This is a genomic window from Pseudogemmobacter humi (assembly GCF_900609055.1).
GTDB lineage: Bacteria > Pseudomonadota > Alphaproteobacteria > Rhodobacterales > Rhodobacteraceae > Pseudogemmobacter > Pseudogemmobacter humi.
Window position 1 is genome coordinate 233,559 of sequence record NZ_UXAW01000048.1, and the last position, 19,531, is coordinate 253,089.

Below are 19,531 nucleotides of genomic sequence, written 5' to 3' on the forward strand. Positions count from 1 at the left end.
CGGGCCTTTCTGCGATATCCGTCGTGTCAGACGAAGAACTGGCCGCCGTTCGCCGAAATGGTCGAGCCGGTGATGAAACCCGCATCGTCCGAGGCGAGGAAGGCGGCGCAGCGCGCGATTTCCTCGGGCTCGCCCAGACGGCCGACCGGGATCTGCGGGATGATGCGTTCGGCCAGCACCTTCTCGTCGATGGCGCGCACCATTTCGGTGCCGATATAGCCCGGGCAGATCGCGTTCACGGTGATTCCCGCACGGGCGCCTTCCTGGGCCAGAGCCTTGGTGAAGCCGAGATCGCCGGATTTCGCCGCCGAATAATTCACCTGGCCCGCCTGGCCTTTTTGTCCGTTGATCGACGAGATGTTGATGATCCGGCCGAATTTGCGGTCGCGCATCCCCGACCACAACGGATGGGTCATGTTGAACAGGCCCGTCAGGTTGGTGTCGATCACCTCTTTCCACTGCTGCGGGGTCATCTTGTGGAACATGGCGTCGCGGGTGATCCCGGCGTTGTTCACCAGCACGTCGATGGGGCCCAGATCGGCCTCGACCTTTTTGATGCCTTCGGCGCAGGCGTCGTAATCGGCGACCGACCATTTATACGTCGGAATGCCGGTTTCGGCGGTGAAGGCTTTGGCCGCCTCGTCATTGCCGGCATAATTGGCGGCGACCTTGTAGCCTGCCGCTTTCAGGGCGACCGAGATCGCCGCGCCGATGCCGCGCGAACCGCCGGTGACGAGTGCAACTCTGGACATGATTCCTCCTCAGAAAAGCTGTCAGGTCATTGCTAGCGTCATGCTATCGGCTGCGCAATATTGTTGCTGAATTTATTTTGCATCGGCAGCAAAATTTCCCTGCCGATACCGGCGCGCAGAGAAGAATGGCGCCGGGGCTGGCCCGGCGCCGGGTTTCTCAGCCGCGCTCAAGGCACATGGCGACGCCCATGCCGCCGCCGATACAGAGCGTGGCGAGGCCCTTTTTCGCGCCCGAGCGGTTCATCTCGAACACAAGCGTGTTCAGGATCCGCGCGCCCGAGGCGCCGATCGGATGGCCGATGGCGATGGCGCCGCCGTTGACGTTCACCTTCGCCGGATCCCAGCCCATGTCCTTGTTCACCGCGCAGGCCTGGGCGGCGAAAGCCTCGTTCGCCTCGACCAGGTCCAGATCGGCGGCTTTCCAGCCTGCCTTGTCCAGCGCCTTGCGGCTGGCATAGATCGGCCCCACGCCCATGATCGCCGGATCGAGCCCGGCGGTGGCGTAAGAGGCGATCCGGGCCAGCACCTTCAGCCCGCGCTTCGCGGCTTCCTCCTCGCTCATCAGCAGCACCGCGGCGGCGCCGTCGTTGATGCCCGAGGCATTGCCCGCGGTGACGCTGCCGTCTTTGGCAAAAGCGGGTTTCAGCTTCTGCATCGCCTCGATCGTGGCGCCGAGGCGGATGTATTCGTCCTGATCCACCACGGTATCGCCCTTGCGGCCTTTCACGGTGAAGGGGGTGATTTCATCCGCGAATTTGCCGGCCTTCTGCGCCGCTTCGGCCTTGTTCTGGCTGGCCAGCGCGAATTCGTCCTGCTGCTCGCGCGAGATCTGCCACTGGTTGGCGACGTTCTCGGCGGTCTGGCCCATATGGTAGCCGTTGAAGGCGTCCCACAGCCCGTCCTTGATCATCGAATCGATGAATTTCAGATCGCCCATTTTCTGGCCCGCGCGCAGATGGGCGACATGGGGCGAAAGCGACATCGACTCCTGGCCGCCGGCGACCACGATCTTCGCGTCGCCCAGTTGGACATGCTGCGCGCCAAGCGCCACGGTGCGCAGCCCCGAGCCGCAGACCTGGTTGATGCCCCAGGCGCTGCTTTCCTTCGCCAGACCGGCGAGAATCGCGGCCTGGCGGGCGGGGTTCTGGCCCTGGCCGCCGGTAAGCACCTGACCGAGAATGGTTTCCTCGACCTCGGCCTTGTCGATTCCGGCACGGGCGACGACGGCCTCGATCACGGCCGCGCCTAGTTCATGTGCGGGGGTGTTGGCGAAAGAGCCGTTGAAGCTGCCCACTGCGGTGCGGGCCGCCGAAACGATTACGACATTGGTCATCTGAATTTCTCCCGGTCAGTATCCGTCCGGCGCAGGCGAAAAACCCGGCCGGACCAGCCTGGGTGCAGAGGGACATAATCGCGCGGAATACGCAAGAATATTGCGCAGAGCCAGGCGGCAGAATCACGATCAACCGATTACACGCTGCGGTTGCGCCGGAATTGCGAGAAATCCGGCTCAAGTTCGGGGCGGCCGAACAGATAGCCTTGCAGGCAACCGACCCCCTGATCGCGCAGCCAGCCGGCCTCGGCCGCGGTCTCGACCGCCTCGGCAACGAGGAACATGCCGAATTCGCGCGCCAGCGCGACAGCGGCGCGCACGATGCGCTGGTTCGGATTGTCGTGTTCGCAGCCGCGGATGAAACGGCCGTCGAGCTTGGCGATGTCGAAGCCGAAGGCGCCCAGCAGGCCAAGCGAGGTCGGCCCGTCGCCGAAATCGTCCAGCGTGAAGGCGATACCGGAGCTGCGGAACTCCTCCATGAAGGGAATCAGCACATCGGGCATCTGCATGGCCGAGGCTTCGTTGATCTCCAGAATCAGCCCCCTGCCGATCAGCGGTTCCTCTTTCAGCGTGCGGCGCAGAAGCTGCGCCCAGGGCCGGTAGCCGACCGAGCGCGCCGACATGTTCACCGCGATGCGGATGCCCGGGTTGCGGCGCAAAGCCGCGAGGCCGAGCCGCAGCGCCGCGACATCGATCTCGCGCCCCAGTTCGCGGGTTTCGGCGATGGTCATGAACTCGCGCGCCGGGATCGTCAGCCCCTTCGGGTCCAGGAGCCGCATATAGCCTTCGTAAAAGCCGATGATCGAGGGATCGGCGGCATAGACCGCGGGCTGGAACGCCAGCCGCATCCGGCGCAGGTCGAGCGCCTCGCGCACCATGCGCAGCACCGCGCCCTCGGACCGCGAGGCCGCCACCGCGAAGGGCGAGGCCTCGTCGGGGCTGGCCACCCCGGGGTCGGTTTCCGGCTGTGCCGGTTCCGGAAATGCGCCGTGCCGGAAGTTCATCCCCGCCCCTCTCACCCTTTTCTCGCTTCGGGTGACAGGATGGGGTGAAAAGCGTAAACCGGGGCTGAAGTTTCTGCTTTTGTATCAAATGTCACGCATAAGGATCCGGCCTTGAGCACCGATCAGACCCGCTGCCCCTGGTGCGGCAGCGATCCGCTATACGTCGCCTATCACGACGAGGAATGGGGCCGCCCCGAACGCGACCCGCGCGCTTTGTGGGAGATGCTGATCCTCGAAGGATTCCAGGCCGGTCTGTCCTGGTATACGATCCTGAAAAAGCGCGAGAATTTCCGCGCGGCCTTTCAGGGCTTCCAGCCGGAGACCATCGCCGGATGGGGCGGGGCCGAGGTGGAACGCCTGCTGCAAGATCCCGGCATCGTGCGCCATCGCGGCAAGATCGAGGGCACGATCCGCGCCGCCCGCGCGTATCTGGAGATCGAGGCGGCGGAGGGCTTTTCTCCCTGGATCTGGTCTTTCACCGGGGGCGTGCCGCTCCGGGGCGATCTGCGCTCGATGGCCGAGGCGCAAACCGCGACGCCCGAGAGCACCGCTTTGTCGAAGGCGCTGAAGAAAAAGGGGTTCGGCTTCTGCGGCCCCTCGATCTCTTACGCCTTCATGCAGGCCGCCGGGATGGTGAACGATCACCTGGTCAGCTGCCCGCAACATGCCGAATGCGCGGCCCTGGCGCATGGTTGACCCCTTGGCGCGGCGGTCCGCAGCGCGCATATAGGGGAAAACCTGCGACGATGATGATGGGGGAAACATGCTTGGCTTAGGTGAAACGACCAGCCCCGCCGCCGGCGACCTGATCAGGGACGGATCGGAAGCCAGTTTCATGGCCGATGTGATCGACGCCTCGCGCGAGGTGCCGGTGATCGTCGATTTCTGGGCCACCTGGTGCGGCCCCTGCAAGCAGCTCGGCCCGGCGCTGGAGGCCGCGGTGCTGGCGGCGAAGGGCAAGGTGAAGATGGTGAAGATCGATGTCGATCAGAACCAGATGGTCGCCGCCCAGCTTCGGATCCAGTCGGTCCCCACGGTCTATGCCTTCTGGCAGGGCCAGCCGGTCGATGGCTTCCAGGGCGCGCTGCCGGGCTCGGAAATCAAGAAGTTCATCGACAAGCTGGCGGCTCTGGCCGGGGACGGGGGGCTCGGTGAGGCCATCGCCGCGGCCGAGGAGATGCTGGACCAGGGCGCGGTGGCGGATGCGGCCGAAACCTTTGCCGCGATCCTCGGCGAAGAGCCCGAGAATGCCGCGGCTTATGGCGGCATGGCACGCGCCCATATCGCCGCCGGAAATCTGGACCAGGCAGAGGCCTTCCTGAACGCCGCCCCCGCCGCCATCGCGAAATCGCAGGAGATCGAGGCCGCCCGTGCCCGGCTGGAACTGGCGAAACAGGCCGCCAATGCCGGGCCCGAGGCCGAGTTGCGCGCCCGGGTCGAGGCCGATCCCGCCGACCACCAGGCGCGGTTCGACCTTGCGGTGGCGCTGAACGCCGGCGGCCAGGTCGAGGCGGCGGTGGACGAGTTGCTGGAATTGTTCCGCCGCGACCGGGAATGGAACGACGGCGCGGCGAAGGCACAGCTTTTCACCATTTTCGACGCGCTGAAACCGCAGGATCCGATCGTGCTGAAGGGGCGGCGCAAGCTCTCTTCGATGATCTTCTCCTGAGCGATGTTTCCGCTGCGTCCGGCGCTTTCCGATCTGCCCGGGACCATCCCGGTCTTTCCGCTGCCGGGCGCGCTGCTTCTGCCCCGCGCGCGGCTGCCGCTGCATATTTTCGAGCCGCGCTATCTGGCGATGGTGGAGGATTGCCTGAAACATCCGCACCGGCTGATCGGGATGATCTGTCCGCGCGGCGGGCGGACGGATGAGCCGCGGCTCTCGGCCATCGGTTGCGCCGGGCGGCTGGTGCAATTCGCCGAGACCGAGGACGGGCGCTATCTGATCACGCTCTCGGGCCTTGCGCGGTTCCGGTTGCTCGACGAGGTGGGGGGCTTCACCCCCTACCGGCGCTTCAACGTGGACTGGTCGTCCTTCGCCCGCGATCTGGGGCCGCAGGAAGAGGATCCGGGGCTGGAACGGGCGGTTCTGCTTGATCTGCTGGCACGGTATATGGCGACGAAGAACCTCGGCGTCGACTGGGAGGGGCTGGGCGACGCGCCGGACGAGGTGCTGGTCAACGCCTTCGCCATGCTTGCGCCGCTGTCGCCCGAGGACCGCCAGGCGCTCTTGGAATCGCCCGATCTGACCACCCGGCGCGAGACGCTGGTGACGCTGGTCGAATTCGCCCTGCGCGGCGGCAAGGATGATGAGGTGCTGCAATGACCGAACCCACGACGCCCTTCGATCGCAGGATGCTGGAGGCGCTGGTCTGCCCGGTCACCCATGCCGTGCTGACCTGGGATGCCGCGCGCCAGGAACTGATCTCGAAAGCCGCGCGGCTGGCCTTTCCGGTGCGCGACGGAATCCCGGTGATGCTGGTCTCCGAGGCCCGCGAACTGGACTGACCGGCGCGGCGGGGCGCCCGGAATTTTCCAAAATTCCGGTCAAATTTTTTAAGGAAAAAATTTGCGGCTCAACCGTTGCGCAGGCGCGCCATGAAGAAGCCGTCCATGCCGCCGCGTTCGGCCAGATAATCCGGCCGCAGCCGCAGTCCGCCGGTCTCCTGCCACCATTCAGGCGCCACGCCTGCCAGCGTGGGTCGCTCCACCCGCAGCCCCGGATGGCGGTCCAGCGCTGCGGCAAGCTGCGCCTCGCCCTCTTCGGGCAAGAGCGAGCAGGTGGCGAAGACCAGCCGCCCGCCCGGTTTCAGCCAGGTCAGCGCCCGGTCGATCAGCCGGGCCTGAAGCTCTGCCAGCCCGGCGACCTCGCTGCCGTCTTTCACGAAGGGCAGATCCGGGTGGCGGCGGAGGGTGCCGCTGGCGGAACAGGGCGCGTCGAGCAGGATCGCGTCGAAAAGCGTATCGGACTGCCAGGCCAGCGCATCGGCGGTGATCAGCTTCGCCGACAGGCCGGTGCGGGCCAGGTTCTCTGCCAGCCGCTTCATCCGCGCGGCCGAGATGTCGAGTGCGGTGACTTCCGCCCCGGCGGCGGCGAGCTGCATCGTCTTGCCGCCGGGCGCGGCGCAGAGGTCGAGCACGCTCTCGCCCGGGCGGGCCTCCAGCATCCGCGCGGGCAAAGCGGCGGCCATGTCCTGCACCCACCAGCCGCCGTCCTGATAGCCCGGCAGCGCCGAGATCTGGCCGGGATCGTGCAGCCGGATGCTGCCGGTGGGCAGCGCCTCGCCCTGGGGGGGCAGGGCACCGTCGCGCAGGGTCAGATCGACCGGCGGTGCGGCGGCGAAGACGGCTTCCATCGCCGCGACCGCCTCGCGCCCGTAAGCATGGACCAGCGGCTGGCGCAGCCAGCGCGGCAGTTTCTGCATCGGCGCTGTCACCAAGGCCTGCGGGTCAACCGCGCGCAGCACAGCGTTCACGAGGCCCGAGAGATGCTGGCTCTTGCGGTTCTTGCGCGTCAGCGTCACCGCGGCATTCACCACCCCATGCGCGGGCGCGCCGAGCGCCATTTCCACCACCGCGAGCCGCAGGATATTGCGCACCCCCAGCGGAGGCGCCTTGCGCAGATGGCGGTCGAGCAGCCGGTCGGCGGGCTCGACCCGGCGCAGCACGGATTCGGTCAGCCGCCGCGCCCGGGCACGCTCGCCCGGCGGCAGCTCGGGCTCGGGCAGTTCCGCAAGCATCCGCCCCTCGCCCAGAACGGCGTTCAGCAGATCCACCGCCGCGCCCCTTGCCGCCACACCTTCCGCCATTCCCGTCCCTTTGCACCCGAGGCTCCGCGGGCCTATATCATGCCTGCCACGAGAAGGAACCGCCCGATGAGTGACGAGATACCGGACCTGCCGCCCGAGGCGCTGCGCGCGCTGGCCGAAGCCGGGGAGCGCCGGAAGGCCGCGAATACCGCCCCGCCGCCGAAGGAATACGGCGGCCGCGACGGGCCCGAGCCGGTGCGCTACGGCGACTGGGAGAAGAAGGGCCTCGCCGTCGATTTCTGAGGTGACGCTTATGGCCGGCGGCGCTGCCTCCGGCGGGGGTATTTGGGTCAGGATGAAAGACCTAAGGACGCGCGCGGCTTACAGCCCCAGCACGTCGATCATGTCGTATTGGCCGGGTTTTCTGCCTTGGCCCCAGAGCGCGGCCCGGAGCGCGCCGCGCGCGAAGACCGCCCGGTCGGTCGCGACATGGCGCAGGATCACCCTTTCGCCATCGGCGGCGAAGATCACGTCATGTTCGCCCACGATGTCGCCGCCGCGGATCGCCGAAAAGCCGATCGTGCCCCGTTCCCGCACGCCGGTGATGCCGTCGCGGCCCGACACGCGGGCGTCTTTCAGCGAGACGCCGCGGCCCGCCGCCGCCGCCTCGCCCAGCATCAGCGCGGTGCCCGAGGGCGCGTCGACCTTCATCCGGTGATGCGCCTCGACGACTTCGATGTCCCAGTCCTCGTCCAGCGCCTCGGCGATCTTGCGGGTCAGCCGGGTCAGGAGGTTGACGCCGAGGCTCATGTTCCCCGCCCGCACGATCACCGCATGGCGGGCGGCGGCCCCGATCTTTTCCAGATCCGCTTCCTCCAGCCCGGTGGTGCCGATCACATGCACCGCCCGGGCCTGGGCGGCGAGGCCGGCGAATTCCACCGTCGCGGCGGGGGCGGTGAAGTCGATCACGCCCTGGGCGCGGGCGAAGGCCTCGACCGGATCGTCGGTGACCAGCGCGCCGAGCGGTGCGCCGCCCATGGCCACGCCGATGTCCTGGCCGATCCAGGCATGGCCGGGCCGCTCGACGCCCGCGACCAGCCGCGCCTTGCCGCTTTCGGCGACGATCTGCGCCAGCATCCGGCCCATGCGGCCCGAAACCCCGGTGACAACGATGCCCGGCAAATCGCTCATGACCCAATTCTCCCTCGCGTTCGGGCCTTGGTTTAGCGCCAGCCTGCCACAAGCGAAACCCCGCCGTTGCGGGGCGGGCGGAAACAGCTTAGATGCGGTTCATGGCCGCAAAACGCATACCGTCCGGTCAGGGGCCCTCGCAGCGTCAGCTGCGCGTGGGCGAACTGATACGGCGCACCCTTTCCGATGTTCTGAACCGGGGCGAGATCCACGACCCGGAGCTGAACGCCATGCCGATCACCGTGGGCGAGGTCTCGTGCTCGCCCGACCTCAAGGTCGCGACGGTCTATGTCATGCCGCTTCTGGGCTCGGCCCCGGTGGAGGATGCGGTCAGGCTGCTTGCGAAGCACAAGGGCGAGCTGCGCCACCGCATCGGTCGCGAGCTGACGCTGAAATATGCGCCGGATCTGCGTTTCCGTCCGGACGAGACTTTCGACCGGCTGGACGAGACCCGCCGCCTGTTCGCCGACCCCACCGTGCAGCGCGACATCGCCCGGCCCGGCGAGGAAGACGAGGAGGAGTGATGCGCCGCCTGCTGGCTTTGCTGGCGCTTGCGCTGCCCTGGCTTTTGCCCGGCCAGGCCGCGGCCACCGCCTGCGCGCGAGAGAGTTTCGAGGGCGTGCCCTTCACCATCTGCGAGGTGACTGCGGCGGACGATCTGCGGCTGTTCCTTGCGGGCGGGAACGGCACCTACGGCAATTTCCGCGCGGTGGATCAGGCGCTGGCGGCGCAAGGAAAGCAGCTCGGTTTCGCGATGAACGCGGGCATGTATCACCGCGACCGCTCGCCCGTGGGGCTGTATGTCGAGGACGGGCGCGAGTTGCATCCCATCGTCACCGCGGCGGGGCCGGGGAATTTCGGCCTGCTGCCGAACGGCGTCTTCTGCTGGGGCGAGGGGGATTTCCGCATCTGGGACAGCCGCGAATATCCCGGTGGCTGCCGTTACGCGACCCAGTCCGGGCCGATGCTGCTGATCGGCGGCAAGCTGCATCCGCGGTTTCTGAAGAACAGCGACTCGACCTATATCCGCAACGGCGTGGGGGTGGATGCCGAAGGCAGCCGCGCGGTCTTCGCGATCAGCGACAAGGCGGTGAACTTTCACCTCTTCGCGCGGTTCTTCCGCGACCATCTTGGCCTGCGCGACGCGCTTTATTTCGACGGCAATATCTCGCGGCTTTATGCCCCCGCGCTTGGCCGTCATGACGGCGGTTTCGCCATGGGGCCGATCGTCGGCACCGTCATCGACAAGGATTGAACGTATGGCGCGCATGCGCAAAGGCCGCCCGGTCCATGGCTGGGTGATTGTAGACAAGCCTGCCGGAATCGGCTCGACCGATGTGGTCAACAAGGTGAAATGGGCCTTCCAGGCGCAGAAGGCGGGCCATGCCGGCACGCTGGATCCGGACGCGACCGGGGTTCTGGCGGTGGCGCTCGGCGAGGCGACCAAATGCGTGCCGGTGATTGCGGATGCGTTGAAATGCTACCGTTTCCGGGTGGCTTTCGGTGCGGCGACCGCGAGTGACGACGCGGCGGGGGCGGTGCTGGAGACCAGCGACGCCCGCCCCTCGGACGATGAGATCCGCGCCGCGCTGGCGGGATTTCGCGGCGAGATCATGCAGGTGCCGCCCCAGGTCTCGGCGGTGAAGGTGGATGGCGAGCGCGCCTATGACCTGGCGCGCGAGGGCGTGGCGATGGACCTGGCGGCGCGGCCCCTGTGGGTTGAAAGCCTGGAGCTGATTGCCCGGCCCGACGAGGATCACGCTGAACTGGAGATGGTCTGCGGCAAGGGCGGCTATGTCCGCGCGGTGGCGCGCGACCTTGGCCGGGTGCTCGGCTGTCTCGGCCATGTCTCCTGGCTGCGGCGGGAATGGTCGGGGCCGTTCGAGGCCGGGCAGGGCGTCACCATGGCGCAGATCGAGGAACTGGCGCGCACGCCGGAGATCGACCGGCTGCTCGCGCCGCTGGAGCTTGGCCTCGCCGATCTGCCCGAGCTGAAGGCCACGCCCGAAGGAGCGGTGCGGCTGAAGAACGGCAATCCGGGCCAGGTGCTGGGCCATATCCCCTATGGCGACGAAGCCTGGGCCAGCTTTGATGGCACGGCGCTGGCGCTTGGCCGCTATATGGGCGGCGAACTGCATCCGAGCCGGGTTTTCAACCTCTGAGCCCTGGCAACCTCTGAAGTCCAGGCCCGCTGAACTCTGGCAGGGGCTGCGGGCGCGCCCCGCAAGGCCGCGGCGGCAGGAACTCTGCCGGCTGATGCCTCAGGCGGCCAGCAGCCGGATCTCTGATGGATCGACGCTGCCGTTCACCTCGGCCAGGACGAAACCGTCCAGCATGATCAGCGAGCCGCTGCCGTCGCCGGTGGGCTGCACGCTGATCGCCGGATCGGGATGGGCCGCCGGATCGTAGACCAGCACGATCTGATCCTCGGCGGTGTCGTAATCGCTGATCGTGGCGAAGCCGCCTTCGCCCAGCCATTGCGTCAGGATGAATTCGTCGGCCCCGCCGCCGCCGTGGCCGTAATCGCCCGCGCCGAGCCAGAGCTGATCGTCGCCCTCGCCGCCGTTGAGGAAATCGGTTTCCGCATCGTCGCCTTCGGGGAAGGCGCCGTAGAGCGTGTCGTTGCCAGCGCCGCCGTCGAGCGTATCGGCCCCGGCGCCGCCGGTCAGCAGATCGTCGCCCTCGCCCCCGGCAAGCCAGTCGTCGCCCTCGCCGCCGTAAAGCGTGTCGTTGCCCGAGCCGCCCAGCAGGCTGTCGTTCCCTTCGCCGCCGGTCAGCAGATCGTCACCCTGGCCGCCGGCAAGCCAGTCGTCGCCGTCGTCGCCCGAAAGCGTATCGTTCCCGTCCTCGCCATACAGGCTGTCGTCGCCTGCGCCGCCCGAGACCAGATCGTCGCCCTCGCCGGCATGGACGATATCCGCCCCGCCGCCGCCGCTGATCGTGTCGTCGCCGCCGCGGGCATTGATCTGATCGTCGCCCTCGCCACCCGAAATCGCATCGCCCGCGCCCGATCCGTCGAGAAGATCATCGCCGCCGGTGCCGTTCAGCGAAACCGGAACCGGGGCCGGACCCGGCAGATCGCTGGTGACGATTCCGTCGGTGTTGGGCGCCACCTCGGGCCAGTCATCCTGCGGGAGCGACGGGTCCCCGCCCGCCATATCGACCTCTGGCGAATCGTCCTCATCCAGCAGATTGCCGCCGGTGAGAGGATCGTCGTCCTCATGGGCGGTGTCACCCGTCTCGTCATGATCTTCTTCCGCGCGGACGGATACGCTCTCGATCATGGCCCCGGCGAAAAGCGCCCCCAGCAATCCGAACAGGCTCAGCATGTGCACCCCCACTTTGCCGCCCCGCAGGCCGTTAACTATTTTGCGTGTTAACCATTTGATCGGCATGCGAAACTTGCCATGTTTCATAGCACGTCCGGCCGCCTTATCAAAGTGTCCCTTTCGGTAAAGTTGTGACAAAAACGACGCAGCGGGTTTCACGGCCCGCGCCGGGGCAGGGCGGGCGGAAAAGGCTTCCCTTCCCGGTGGTTTCCCCCTATATGCGCGCATCCGCCCCGCCATGGGCGGAACAAGGGCCTTGCTGGACGACATCCCGGCTCGTGCCGTCTCACGCCAACCTGAAGGAGCATCCGATGTCGATCACCGTCGAAGAAAAAGCCCGCCTGATCAAGGAATACGCCACCAAAGCCGGCGACACCGGCTCGCCCGAGGTGCAGGTCGCGATCCTGTCCTCGCGCATCGCGACCCTGACCGAGCATTTCAAGGGCCACAAGAACGACAACCATTCGCGCCGCGGCCTTCTGATGCTGGTCGCGCAGCGCCGCAAGCTGCTCGACTACCTCAAGGCGAAAGACGAAGGCCGCTACCAGTCGCTGATCCAGCGCCTCGGCCTGCGCCGCTGAGCTTTCAGGCCCGCGCCTGACCAGACGCCCGCGCCCCACCGGCGCGGGCGTTTTGCGTTACCGGCCGCGGCCAGCGGGCACATGGGCGAGCAGAACGGCGGGCAGCGCCTTCGCGCGAAAGCCCGAGCGCGCCCAGCCCGCGACCGGCCAGGTCCAGCCGATCTCGCGCGAGCGGCGCGGGCGCAAAGCGGCCCAGGTCAGCAATGCGCCGGGAATGCCGATGGCAAGGCCGGTCACGCCCGCCCAGAAGAAGGTCCAGACCGAGACATAGCCCATGGCCAGGCCCGCGATGGTGGCGGCCCCCGCCACGCTGCCGACCCAGATGTGAAGAAGGATCAGACGAAGCCAGGGAATCATTTCAGATCTCCGGTTGTGAGGGATACTGCGGAAAAACCCCGCGCCGCGGGCGATGTTCCCTGCCCGGCCGGGGCTGGCGAAGCTCCGCCGATCCGGCGCTGTCCGAATCTCCGGCTTTCCAAACCTCCTGTTTTCCTGTATGGCCCCGCCCCATCTGAGACGTGACGCCCCTGGCCCCGGGCACATGCGAAGGATTGGGGCGGCGGCAATGGGGCCGCCAGACAACGGAAGACCCGAGCCAAGGGGCCGGAGAGCTTCCAAGAGGAAAACGGATGTTCAATATTTCCAGGAAGTCGATCCAGTGGGGCAATGAGACGCTCACGCTGGAAACCGGCAAGGTTGCCCGCCAGGCGGACGGTTCGGTCGTCGCCACCCTGGGCGAAACCCAGGTCATGGCCAGCGTGACCTTCGCCAAATCGGCGAAAGAGGGTCAGGATTTCTTCCCCCTGACCGTGCATTATCAGGAAAAATACTACGCCGCCGGCAAGATCCCCGGCGGTTTCTTCAAGCGCGAGGCCCGGCCCTCGGAAAAGGAAACCCTGGTTTCCCGCCTGATCGACCGGCCCTGCCGCCCGCTGTTCGTCGAGGGTTTCCGCAACGAAGTCCTCGTCATGGCGACCGTGCTGTCGTGCGACCTGGTGAATGACCCCGACATCGTGGCGATGATCGCGGCCTCGGCGGCGCTGACCATCTCGGGCGTGCCGTTCATGGGGCCGATCGGCGCCGCGCGCGTGGGTTTCGCCAACGGCCAGTATGTGCTGAACCCGGCCATGGACGACATGACCCAGCTTCGCAACAACCCCGAGCAGCGGCTCGATCTGGTTGTCGCCGGCACCAAAGACGCCGTGATGATGGTCGAATCGGAAGCCTATGAGCTGACCGAAGAGGAAATGCTCGGCGCGGTGAAATTCGGCCATGCGGCGATGCAGCCGGTGATCGACCTGATCATCGACCTCGCGGAAACCGCCGCGAAAGAGCCGTTCGACTATGTGCCGGCCGACATCTCGGCGCTTTACGGCCGGGTGAAGGCCGTGGGCGAGGCGCAGATGCGCGCCGCCTTCGCGATCCGCAACAAGCAGGAACGCACCAATGCGATCTCGGCTGCCGTCGCCGCGATCAAAGAGGCGGTCTCGGAAGAGGACCGCGCCGACAAGACCCTCGGCTCGGCGATCAAGAAGCTGGAATCCTCGATCCTGCGCGGCGACGTGGTGTCGAACGGCATCCGCATCGACGGGCGCGACACCAAAACCGTCCGCCCGATCGTCGCGGAAACCGGCGTTCTGCCGCGCGCCCACGGCTCGGCCCTGTTCACCCGCGGGGAAACCCAGGGTCTGGTCGTCACCACGCTGGGCACCGGCGAGGATGAGCAGATCATCGACGCGCTGAACGGCAACTACCGCTCGAACTTCCTGCTGCACTACAACTTCCCGCCCTATTCGGTCGGCGAAGTGGGCCGTGTCGGCAGCCCCGGCCGCCGCGAGATCGGCCATGGCAAGCTGGCCTGGCGCGCGTTGCAGGCGGTGCTGCCTGCCGCCACGGACTTCCCCTACACCATCCGCGTGGTGTCCGAGATCACCGAATCGAACGGCTCGTCCTCGATGGCGTCGGTCTGCGGCGGCTCGCTTTCCATGATGGATGCGGGCGTGCCGCTGAAGGCGCCGGTCGCGGGCGTGGCCATGGGCCTGATCCTGGAAGACGATGGCAAATGGGCCGTGCTGACCGACATCCTCGGCGACGAGGATCACCTCGGCGACATGGACTTCAAGGTCGCGGGCACCGAGGCCGGGATCACCTCGCTCCAGATGGACATCAAGGTCGCGGGCATCACCCCCGAGATCATGGAGCAGGCGCTGGCCCAGGCCAAAGACGGCCGGATGCATATCCTGGCCGAGATGAACAAGGCGCTGTCGGCGCCGCAGGGCTTCTCGGAATATGCGCCGAAGATCGAGACCATGTCGATCCCGACCGACAAGATCCGCGAAGTGATCGGCTCGGGCGGCAAGGTCATCCGCGAGATCGTCGAGGTCTCGGGCGCCAAGGTCGACATCAACGACGATGGCATGATCAAGATCGCCTCGAACGACGCGAATGCGATCAAACGGGCCTATGACATGATCTGGTCGATCGTGGCAGAGCCGGAAGAAGGCCAGATCTACACCGGCAAAGTGGTGAAACTGGTCGATTTCGGCGCCTTCGTGAACTTCTTCGGCAAGCGCGACGGTCTGGTCCATGTGTCGCAGATCGCCAGCAAGCGCCTGAACCATCCGAACGAGATCCTCAAGGAAGGCCAGGAAGTGAAGGTCAAGCTGCTCGGCTTCGATGATCGCGGCAAGGTGCGCCTCGGCATGAAGATGGTCGATCAGGAGACCGGGGCGGAAATCGCCCCCGAGAAGAAAGAAGAATCGGCCGAAGGCTGATCCCTTTCCCTGCGTATGATAAGGCCCCGGCATCGTCCGGGGCCTTATCATTGGCGGCGCCGGCTCAACTTTTCCGCGAATTTTGCTCCATTTCATGCCGATTTCACTGATGGCCTGGCGAAGTTCTGCCTGGGCGAAGATTCGTGGGCTTGCATCGGGAACCGATCCGTTGAATTTGGCTCACCAAGCCCTGGCGGACGACCGGGGCAGAAGAAACAGCACGGAACGAGCCCGTATGACATTCCTTTCCGCAAGCGCCGTTCTTCGGCGCCTTGGCCTTCTTTGTGCCGCTCTTGCCCTCTCGGCCTGCGTCTCGCAGATCCCGGTCGAGGAGCCGCTGTCCTATGACAGCCTGGACCCCGCCCGCCAGGAGATGGCGCTGCTGGAGGCGAAGACGAAACAGTCGAAAGGGCAGCGGGTCTGGTGCGTGCCTTTCGCCCGCACCGCGAGCGGTGTCGAGATCAAGGGCGATGCGAAAACCTGGTGGAAGTCGGCGGCCGGCAGCTATGCGCGCGGCGACGAGCCCCGCGTCGGCGCGGTCATGGCCTTCGCCGCGACCAGGAAAATGTCGCGCGGCCATGTCGCCGTGGTCTCGGAAGTGGTCTCCGACCGCGAGATCAGGATCAACCACGCCAACTGGGTCCGCAACAAGGTCCAGATGAACATGACGGTGATCGACATTTCGGCAAAGAACGACTGGAGCTCGGTCCGCGTCGAGCGCAATGCGGGCGAGATGGGCACCGGCAGCTATCCGGTCAGCGGTTTCATCTATCCGAACTGATCCGCGCCCGTCAGGGAACGAAATCCGGGAATGAAAAAAGGGGAGGCCGCCGGCCTCCCCTTCGTCTTTCCTGTGCCGGGCTCAGGCCGGGTCTTTGGCAAAGCGCAGATAGGGCAGTTTGATGTCGAGCGGCCCGAACTTCTCTTCGGCCTGTTCGTTGTTCAGCGCCAGCGCGACGATCACGTCCTGGCCGGGCTGCCAGTTGGCCGGGGTGGCCAGCGGCACGCCGTCGGTCTTCCGCACCGCATCCAGCGCGCGCAGGATCTCGGCGAAGTTGCGGCCGACCGACATCGGATAGGTCATGGTCAGGCGGACCTTCTTGTCCGGCCCGATGATATAGACGGTGCGCACCGTGGCCGAATGGGCGGGCGTGCGGCCCTCGTTCGGCAGGTAATAGTCGGCGGGCAGCATGTCATAGGCTTTGGCGACCGTAAGCGAGGTGTCGTCGATGATCGGGAAATCCGCGGGCGAGCCGCCGAAAGCCTCGATATCGCGCTTCCATTTCTCGTGGTCGGCCTTGCCGTCGACCGAGACGCCGATCACTTTGGTGCCGCGCTTCTGCCATTCCTGGGCCAGCTGCGCCACGGCGGCGAATTCGGTGGTGCAGACCGGGGTGAAGTCGCGCGGATGGCTGAAGATGATGCCGTAGCTGTCGCCCAGCCAGTCGTGGAAGCGGATGGTGCCTGCGGTCGAATCGGCGGTGAAATCGGGTGCGGTGTCGTTGATACGGACGGACATGCGGATCTCCTTGGAATCGCTGTATCCGAATTAGCGATAACGGGAGGATATTTCATCCCCCCCGGCGGTTTCTGATGTAAATGAGAACGGCTTTCCTGCCCGAAAGGTCCACCGCGGAAGCCTGTTCCTGCCGCGGGCGGGGCTGACAGGCGAAAATCGGCCGCCCCGCGCCTGGGGGTTGCGCCGGAGCTGCCGGAGCGGCTAGTTTTGATCAAATTACCCCGGATTTCGAGGCGCATCATGATCGTCAGACGAGAGTTCTACATCGGCGGCCAGTGGGTCGCCCCGGCCCAGGCCCGCGATTGCCAGGTGATCGACCCTTCGACGGAAGAGCCCTGCGCGGTGATCAGTCTCGGCAGCAAGGCCGACACCGACCGCGCCGTCGCCGCAGCCAGGGCCGCGCTGCCCGGCTGGCGCGCGACGCCCCCCGCGGAACGCGCGCGGCTGGTCGCGCGCATCCTCGATCAATACGAGGCGCGCAAACAGGAATTCGCCGGGGCGATTTCTCTTGAGATGGGCGCCCCCATCGACTTCGCTCTGGCCGAACAGGCGCCCTGCCTGCCCTGGCATACGTCGAATTTCCTGAGGGCTTTCGGGCGGATCGAATGGATCCGCCCTCTGGGCGATCACGCCCCCGGCGCCGCGATCGCGCTGGAACCGATCGGCGTGGTCGGGCTGATCACGCCCTGGAACTGGCCGGTGAACCAGATCGCGCTCAAGGCGATCCCGGCAATGCTGGCGGGCTGCACCTGCGTGCTGAAACCCTCGGAAGAGGCGCCGCTCGATGCGATGCTCTTTGCGGAATTCTGTCATGACGCGGGCATTCCGCCGGGCGTCTTCAACCTGGTGAACGGCGATGGCGCCGGAGTGGGGACGCAGCTTTCCACCCACCCGGATGTCGAGATGATCTCCTTCACCGGCTCGACCCGCGCCGGGCGGGCGATCTCGAAAGCGGCGGCGGACACGCTGAAGCGGGTGACGCTGGAACTGGGCGGCAAGGGGGCGAATCTTCTGTTCGCCGATGCGAGGCCGGATGCGGTGCGCTGGTCGGTCGCGCGGATGATGGAGAACTCGGGCCAGAGCTGCAACGCGCCCTCGCGCCTGCTGGTCGAGCGCCCGGTCTATGAGCGCGTGGTGGCCGAGGCGGCCGCGCTGGCCGCGGCGGTCCGGGTCGGCCCGGCGTCTGAGCCGGGAGAGCACATCGGCCCGGTGGTGAACAAGCGCCAGTGGGACCAGATCCAGGCCTATATTCAGAAGGGCATCGATGAGGGCGCGCGCCTCGTCGCCGGCGGCCCGGGCCTGCCTGAGGGCTTCAACCGCGGCTTCTATGTCAAGCCGACGGTGTTTGCCGATGTGAAACCCGGCATGACCATCGAGCGCGAGGAAATCTTCGGCCCGGTGCTGTCGATCCTTCCGTTCGACACCGAGGACGAGGCCATCGCCATCGCCAACGACACGCCTTACGGGCTGACCAACTACGTTCAGACCGAAGACCGCGCCCGCGCCAACCGGCTGTCGCGCGCGCTGGTGGCGGGGATGATCGAGATGAACGGCCAGCCGCGCGGCGCCGGGGTGTTCTTCGGCGGCGTCAAACAATCCGGCCGCGCGCGCGAGGGCGGCATCTGGGGGATCGAGGAGTTTCTCGAACCGAAAGCCATCTCGGGATACGACTTCTCGCCGGACTGAACGGCCCGGCCCCAGGGCCGGTCTTTGCCTCCGGCGGTGATATTTGGGGCACTGACGGTCTTTCTGTTTTAGGCCGATGCGGTGGGACGGTTCCCGCTGTGAAGGACGTGCTTGACGGAGCCTCGACCCGTTTCCTGGCTACCGATGGACATGGTGGCTACAATCAGCTGTTCCGGAAGCCTGGCACGAACGAAGGGATGTATTCCGCCCGGTGCTGGGCCCATGCGCGGCGGAAATTCTTCGAGACCTGTCTTGCAACGAAGAGCCCGCAGGCGAACAAGATCGTCAAGCTGATCCGGAAAATGTATGCCGTTGAAAAAGCCGCGCGCGGTCTGCCGCCGGAAGAGCGCGAGAAGCTGCGTCAGGAAAAATCGCGGCCTGCTCTGACCGGGATCCGCACCGAGCTCGAAAGGAACGCACCCAAAGCCTCTGGATTGATGAAGCAGGCGATCAACTACACGCTGAAGGCGTTTGATGCGCTCCAGCAGTTTATTTTCGACGGCCGGATCGAAATCGAAACCAATGCGGTCGAGCGCTGTATCCGCAGCATCGCCTTGACCAAAAAGAACTCGCTCTTTGCCGGAAACCATCAGGCGGCAAAGGTTTGGGCGATCTTGTATCGACCCAGCGGAATCTGCTCATGTTAACCGGCGCATATCCTTGCGGAGGCCAGCGGCAGGGCGTTCGGCCGGATGATCACCAGGTCCATGTCAGGGCGACCCCGGCGATGGGGCCGGAATGGCGCCTGTCGATGCGGGTGGAGGAATGCTTCTGATAGCCGACATGAAGATCGAGGCTGACATTGGGGGAGAGCCGGATTTCCGGCCCCACCATCAGGCTCAGGCGATGATCCTTGCGGCCACCCTCGTGATAGAGCCGCCGGAAACCGTTCGCCCGCACGGCGATGGCCAGATCATCGGAGAGATGCTGGCGGGCGATCAGCCGCAACCCGGTCTCGGAATGGCTGTGGATATCGTCATCCGCATGGCGCCAGTCGGTGTAGACGGTCACCAGCCCGCTGAAACGCTGTGACGCATCACGCCAGAACCACGACATATCCGCCATCAGCTCCCATTGGTCGAACCCCGTGAATCTCGCGTCGTTCTGATCGCGGTATCCGGCCCTGACCCGCCATTGCACCGCATTGCCGGGCCGGAAGGTGGTCCGCACCGCCGCCGCAGCCCGAACCCGGGAAAAGACATGCTCGGTCCCGTCGCGGGCCACCGTGGCCTCAAGCCGGTAGCGCAGTTGCCGGCGCCCGTTCCCGCCCAGGGCCAGGCGATATTCATAGGCCAGATCAAGGTGCTGCCGGTCGGCGCTCCGGGCCTCGGGGAACTGCTCGACGGTCAGCCCGAAGGACAGAAGATCCGACCGGCCCGGCGCCAGCTTACGGGCACGCTCTGCCGAGATACCGGCGCCGAGCCGCATCGAGAGGCCGGAGACCCCGCCCGTGCCGTCATCCATGTCGGCAGCCGCGCGCCCGACTTCGAAAACGGCGGAGCGGGTCCAGTCCCCCTGCTCGGCCCATGCCTGGGTGTGCAGCCCCAGGAGCCCCAGGACCACCAGCAGCGCGGCCGCCAGCCGCACCGGGCGAGACATCGATGATCCATGTC

The 19,531-nt window shown here is 66.4% G+C and carries 22 protein-coding genes; 13 read left to right on the plus strand and 9 right to left on the minus strand.

Annotated features, from left to right (window positions below; all coding sequences use genetic code 11):
* Nucleotides 1–26: 26 nt before the first annotated feature.
* From XINFAN_RS05900 to XINFAN_RS05910, 3 genes are all read right to left on the minus strand, one after another.
* Nucleotides 27–752 (minus strand): beta-ketoacyl-ACP reductase, encoded by a 726-nt coding sequence (locus XINFAN_RS05900; protein WP_124085548.1) that lies wholly within the window; start codon nucleotides 750–752, stop codon nucleotides 27–29.
* 157 nt (nucleotides 753–909) lie between these two features.
* Nucleotides 910–2,085, minus strand: coding sequence for an acetyl-CoA C-acetyltransferase (locus tag XINFAN_RS05905; protein WP_124085549.1), 1,176 nt, complete (start codon nucleotides 2,083–2,085; stop codon nucleotides 910–912).
* 137 nt (nucleotides 2,086–2,222) lie between these two features.
* Nucleotides 2,223–3,089, minus strand: a complete 867-nt coding sequence (locus XINFAN_RS05910) for an EAL domain-containing protein (protein WP_124085550.1) — start codon at nucleotides 3,087–3,089, stop codon at nucleotides 2,223–2,225.
* 111 nt (nucleotides 3,090–3,200) lie between these two features.
* Here XINFAN_RS05910 and XINFAN_RS05915 point away from each other — a divergent pair, with 111 nt between their 5' ends.
* The 4 genes from XINFAN_RS05915 to XINFAN_RS05930 all read left to right on the plus strand — a co-directional run bounded on the left by XINFAN_RS05915 (nucleotide 3,201) and on the right by XINFAN_RS05930 (nucleotide 5,597).
* Nucleotides 3,201–3,785: a DNA-3-methyladenine glycosylase I gene (locus XINFAN_RS05915; RefSeq protein ID WP_124085551.1), complete on the plus strand. Its 585-nt coding sequence runs from the start codon at nucleotides 3,201–3,203 to the stop codon at nucleotides 3,783–3,785.
* A 67-nt stretch (nucleotides 3,786–3,852) separates the two neighbouring features.
* Nucleotides 3,853–4,758: a thioredoxin family protein gene (locus XINFAN_RS05920; protein WP_124085552.1), complete on the plus strand. Its 906-nt coding sequence runs from the start codon at nucleotides 3,853–3,855 to the stop codon at nucleotides 4,756–4,758.
* A 3-nt stretch (nucleotides 4,759–4,761) separates the two neighbouring features.
* Nucleotides 4,762–5,415 (plus strand): LON peptidase substrate-binding domain-containing protein, encoded by a 654-nt coding sequence (locus XINFAN_RS05925; RefSeq protein WP_124085553.1) that lies wholly within the window; start codon nucleotides 4,762–4,764, stop codon nucleotides 5,413–5,415.
* Entirely contained in the window at nucleotides 5,412–5,597 is a 186-nt protein-coding gene (locus XINFAN_RS05930) for a Trm112 family protein (RefSeq protein WP_124085554.1), read from the plus strand. Before XINFAN_RS05925 ends, XINFAN_RS05930 begins: the two co-directional genes overlap by 4 nt.
* A gap of 68 nt (nucleotides 5,598–5,665) precedes the next feature.
* Here the strand turns inward: XINFAN_RS05930 and XINFAN_RS05935 are convergent, their stop codons facing one another.
* Nucleotides 5,666–6,898, minus strand: coding sequence for an RsmB/NOP family class I SAM-dependent RNA methyltransferase (locus XINFAN_RS05935; RefSeq protein ID WP_124085555.1), 1,233 nt, complete (start codon nucleotides 6,896–6,898; stop codon nucleotides 5,666–5,668).
* A gap of 66 nt (nucleotides 6,899–6,964) precedes the next feature.
* On the opposite strand from XINFAN_RS05935, the gene XINFAN_RS05940 reads away from it, so the two are divergent.
* Entirely contained in the window at nucleotides 6,965–7,141 is a 177-nt protein-coding gene (locus tag XINFAN_RS05940; RefSeq protein WP_124085556.1) for a DUF1674 domain-containing protein, read from the plus strand.
* A gap of 78 nt (nucleotides 7,142–7,219) precedes the next feature.
* On the opposite strand, the gene dapB is transcribed toward XINFAN_RS05940, so the two are convergent.
* Entirely contained in the window at nucleotides 7,220–8,029 is an 810-nt protein-coding gene (gene dapB / locus XINFAN_RS05945) for a 4-hydroxy-tetrahydrodipicolinate reductase (RefSeq protein WP_124085557.1), read from the minus strand.
* Between the two features lie 101 nt (nucleotides 8,030–8,130).
* Between dapB and rbfA the strand changes: the two genes are divergently transcribed.
* The 3 genes from rbfA to truB are packed head-to-tail and all read left to right on the plus strand — an operon-like array spanning nucleotide 8,131 to nucleotide 10,191.
* Complete coding sequence (gene rbfA / locus XINFAN_RS05950; protein WP_124085558.1) at nucleotides 8,131–8,553, plus strand: 30S ribosome-binding factor RbfA; 423 nt, start codon at nucleotides 8,131–8,133, stop codon at nucleotides 8,551–8,553.
* On the plus strand, nucleotides 8,553–9,284 hold the full coding sequence (locus XINFAN_RS05955) for a phosphodiester glycosidase family protein (RefSeq protein ID WP_124085559.1): 732 nt from the start codon (nucleotides 8,553–8,555) through the stop codon (nucleotides 9,282–9,284). The genes rbfA and XINFAN_RS05955 overlap by 1 nt, the downstream gene beginning before the upstream one ends.
* A 4-nt stretch (nucleotides 9,285–9,288) precedes the next feature.
* A complete protein-coding gene (gene truB, locus XINFAN_RS05960) occupies nucleotides 9,289–10,191 on the plus strand; it encodes a tRNA pseudouridine(55) synthase TruB (RefSeq protein WP_124085560.1) in 903 nt (300 codons plus the stop codon).
* 99 nt (nucleotides 10,192–10,290) lie between these two features.
* Here the strand turns inward: truB and XINFAN_RS22395 are convergent, their stop codons facing one another.
* Complete coding sequence (locus tag XINFAN_RS22395) at nucleotides 10,291–11,358, minus strand: calcium-binding protein (RefSeq protein ID WP_160144549.1); 1,068 nt, start codon at nucleotides 11,356–11,358, stop codon at nucleotides 10,291–10,293.
* Nucleotides 11,359–11,669: 311 nt separating this feature from the next.
* Between XINFAN_RS22395 and rpsO the strand changes: the two genes are divergently transcribed.
* Nucleotides 11,670–11,939 (plus strand): 30S ribosomal protein S15, encoded by a 270-nt coding sequence (gene rpsO / locus XINFAN_RS05970; RefSeq protein WP_124085562.1) that lies wholly within the window; start codon nucleotides 11,670–11,672, stop codon nucleotides 11,937–11,939.
* 57 nt (nucleotides 11,940–11,996) lie between these two features.
* On the opposite strand, the gene XINFAN_RS05975 is transcribed toward rpsO, so the two are convergent.
* Nucleotides 11,997–12,296, minus strand: a complete 300-nt coding sequence (locus XINFAN_RS05975) for a hypothetical protein (protein ID WP_124085563.1) — start codon at nucleotides 12,294–12,296, stop codon at nucleotides 11,997–11,999.
* A gap of 272 nt (nucleotides 12,297–12,568) precedes the next feature.
* On the opposite strand from XINFAN_RS05975, the gene pnp reads away from it, so the two are divergent.
* Both pnp and XINFAN_RS05985 read left to right on the plus strand, forming a co-directional pair.
* Entirely contained in the window at nucleotides 12,569–14,713 is a 2,145-nt protein-coding gene (gene pnp / locus XINFAN_RS05980; protein WP_124085564.1) for a polyribonucleotide nucleotidyltransferase, read from the plus strand.
* 235 nt (nucleotides 14,714–14,948) lie between these two features.
* Entirely contained in the window at nucleotides 14,949–15,494 is a 546-nt protein-coding gene (locus XINFAN_RS05985) for a CHAP domain-containing protein (RefSeq protein ID WP_124085565.1), read from the plus strand.
* 81 nt (nucleotides 15,495–15,575) lie between these two features.
* Here the strand turns inward: XINFAN_RS05985 and XINFAN_RS05990 are convergent, their stop codons facing one another.
* Nucleotides 15,576–16,232, minus strand: coding sequence for a peroxiredoxin (locus XINFAN_RS05990; RefSeq protein WP_124085566.1), 657 nt, complete (start codon nucleotides 16,230–16,232; stop codon nucleotides 15,576–15,578).
* A 240-nt stretch (nucleotides 16,233–16,472) separates the two neighbouring features.
* On the opposite strand from XINFAN_RS05990, the gene XINFAN_RS05995 reads away from it, so the two are divergent.
* A complete protein-coding gene (locus tag XINFAN_RS05995; RefSeq protein ID WP_124085567.1) occupies nucleotides 16,473–17,918 on the plus strand; it encodes an aldehyde dehydrogenase family protein in 1,446 nt (481 codons plus the stop codon).
* Nucleotides 17,919–18,016: 98 nt separating this feature from the next.
* Nucleotides 18,017–18,565 (plus strand): IS66 family transposase, encoded by a 549-nt coding sequence (locus XINFAN_RS06000; protein ID WP_160144550.1) that lies wholly within the window; start codon nucleotides 18,017–18,019, stop codon nucleotides 18,563–18,565.
* A gap of 49 nt (nucleotides 18,566–18,614) precedes the next feature.
* Here XINFAN_RS06000 and XINFAN_RS06005 read toward each other — a convergent pair whose 3' ends face one another.
* Nucleotides 18,615–19,517 (minus strand): hypothetical protein, encoded by a 903-nt coding sequence (locus XINFAN_RS06005; protein ID WP_124085569.1) that lies wholly within the window; start codon nucleotides 19,515–19,517, stop codon nucleotides 18,615–18,617.
* Nucleotides 19,518–19,531 lie beyond the last annotated feature (14 nt).

Excerpts from the sequence above, each read along its gene's own strand:
- pnp (WP_124085564.1), top strand. The coding sequence starts at position 12,569 with ATGTTCAATATTTCCAGGAAGTCGATCCAGTGGGGCAATGAGACGCTC.
- XINFAN_RS05985 (WP_124085565.1), top strand. The coding sequence starts at position 14,949 with ATGACATTCCTTTCCGCAAGCGCCGTTCTTCGGCGCCTTGGCCTTCTT.
- rpsO (WP_124085562.1), top strand. The coding sequence starts at position 11,670 with ATGTCGATCACCGTCGAAGAAAAAGCCCGCCTGATCAAGGAATACGCC.
- truB (WP_124085560.1), top strand. The coding sequence starts at position 9,289 with ATGGCGCGCATGCGCAAAGGCCGCCCGGTCCATGGCTGGGTGATTGTA.
- rbfA (WP_124085558.1), top strand. The coding sequence starts at position 8,131 with ATGGCCGCAAAACGCATACCGTCCGGTCAGGGGCCCTCGCAGCGTCAG.
- XINFAN_RS05955 (WP_124085559.1), top strand. The coding sequence starts at position 8,553 with ATGCGCCGCCTGCTGGCTTTGCTGGCGCTTGCGCTGCCCTGGCTTTTG.
- XINFAN_RS05920 (WP_124085552.1), top strand. The coding sequence starts at position 3,853 with ATGCTTGGCTTAGGTGAAACGACCAGCCCCGCCGCCGGCGACCTGATC.
- XINFAN_RS05910 (WP_124085550.1), bottom strand. The coding sequence starts at position 3,089 with ATGAACTTCCGGCACGGCGCATTTCCGGAACCGGCACAGCCGGAAACC.
- XINFAN_RS05925 (WP_124085553.1), top strand. The coding sequence starts at position 4,762 with ATGTTTCCGCTGCGTCCGGCGCTTTCCGATCTGCCCGGGACCATCCCG.
- XINFAN_RS05905 (WP_124085549.1), bottom strand. The coding sequence starts at position 2,085 with ATGACCAATGTCGTAATCGTTTCGGCGGCCCGCACCGCAGTGGGCAGC.
- XINFAN_RS22395 (WP_160144549.1), bottom strand. The coding sequence starts at position 11,358 with ATGCTGAGCCTGTTCGGATTGCTGGGGGCGCTTTTCGCCGGGGCCATG.
- XINFAN_RS06005 (WP_124085569.1), bottom strand. The coding sequence starts at position 19,517 with ATGTCTCGCCCGGTGCGGCTGGCGGCCGCGCTGCTGGTGGTCCTGGGG.
- XINFAN_RS05940 (WP_124085556.1), top strand. The coding sequence starts at position 6,965 with ATGAGTGACGAGATACCGGACCTGCCGCCCGAGGCGCTGCGCGCGCTG.
- XINFAN_RS05975 (WP_124085563.1), bottom strand. The coding sequence starts at position 12,296 with ATGATTCCCTGGCTTCGTCTGATCCTTCTTCACATCTGGGTCGGCAGC.
- XINFAN_RS05930 (WP_124085554.1), top strand. The coding sequence starts at position 5,412 with ATGACCGAACCCACGACGCCCTTCGATCGCAGGATGCTGGAGGCGCTG.
- dapB (WP_124085557.1), bottom strand. The coding sequence starts at position 8,029 with ATGAGCGATTTGCCGGGCATCGTTGTCACCGGGGTTTCGGGCCGCATG.
- XINFAN_RS05900 (WP_124085548.1), bottom strand. The coding sequence starts at position 752 with ATGTCCAGAGTTGCACTCGTCACCGGCGGTTCGCGCGGCATCGGCGCG.
- XINFAN_RS05935 (WP_124085555.1), bottom strand. The coding sequence starts at position 6,898 with ATGGCGGAAGGTGTGGCGGCAAGGGGCGCGGCGGTGGATCTGCTGAAC.
- XINFAN_RS05990 (WP_124085566.1), bottom strand. The coding sequence starts at position 16,232 with ATGTCCGTCCGTATCAACGACACCGCACCCGATTTCACCGCCGATTCG.
- XINFAN_RS05995 (WP_124085567.1), top strand. The coding sequence starts at position 16,473 with ATGATCGTCAGACGAGAGTTCTACATCGGCGGCCAGTGGGTCGCCCCG.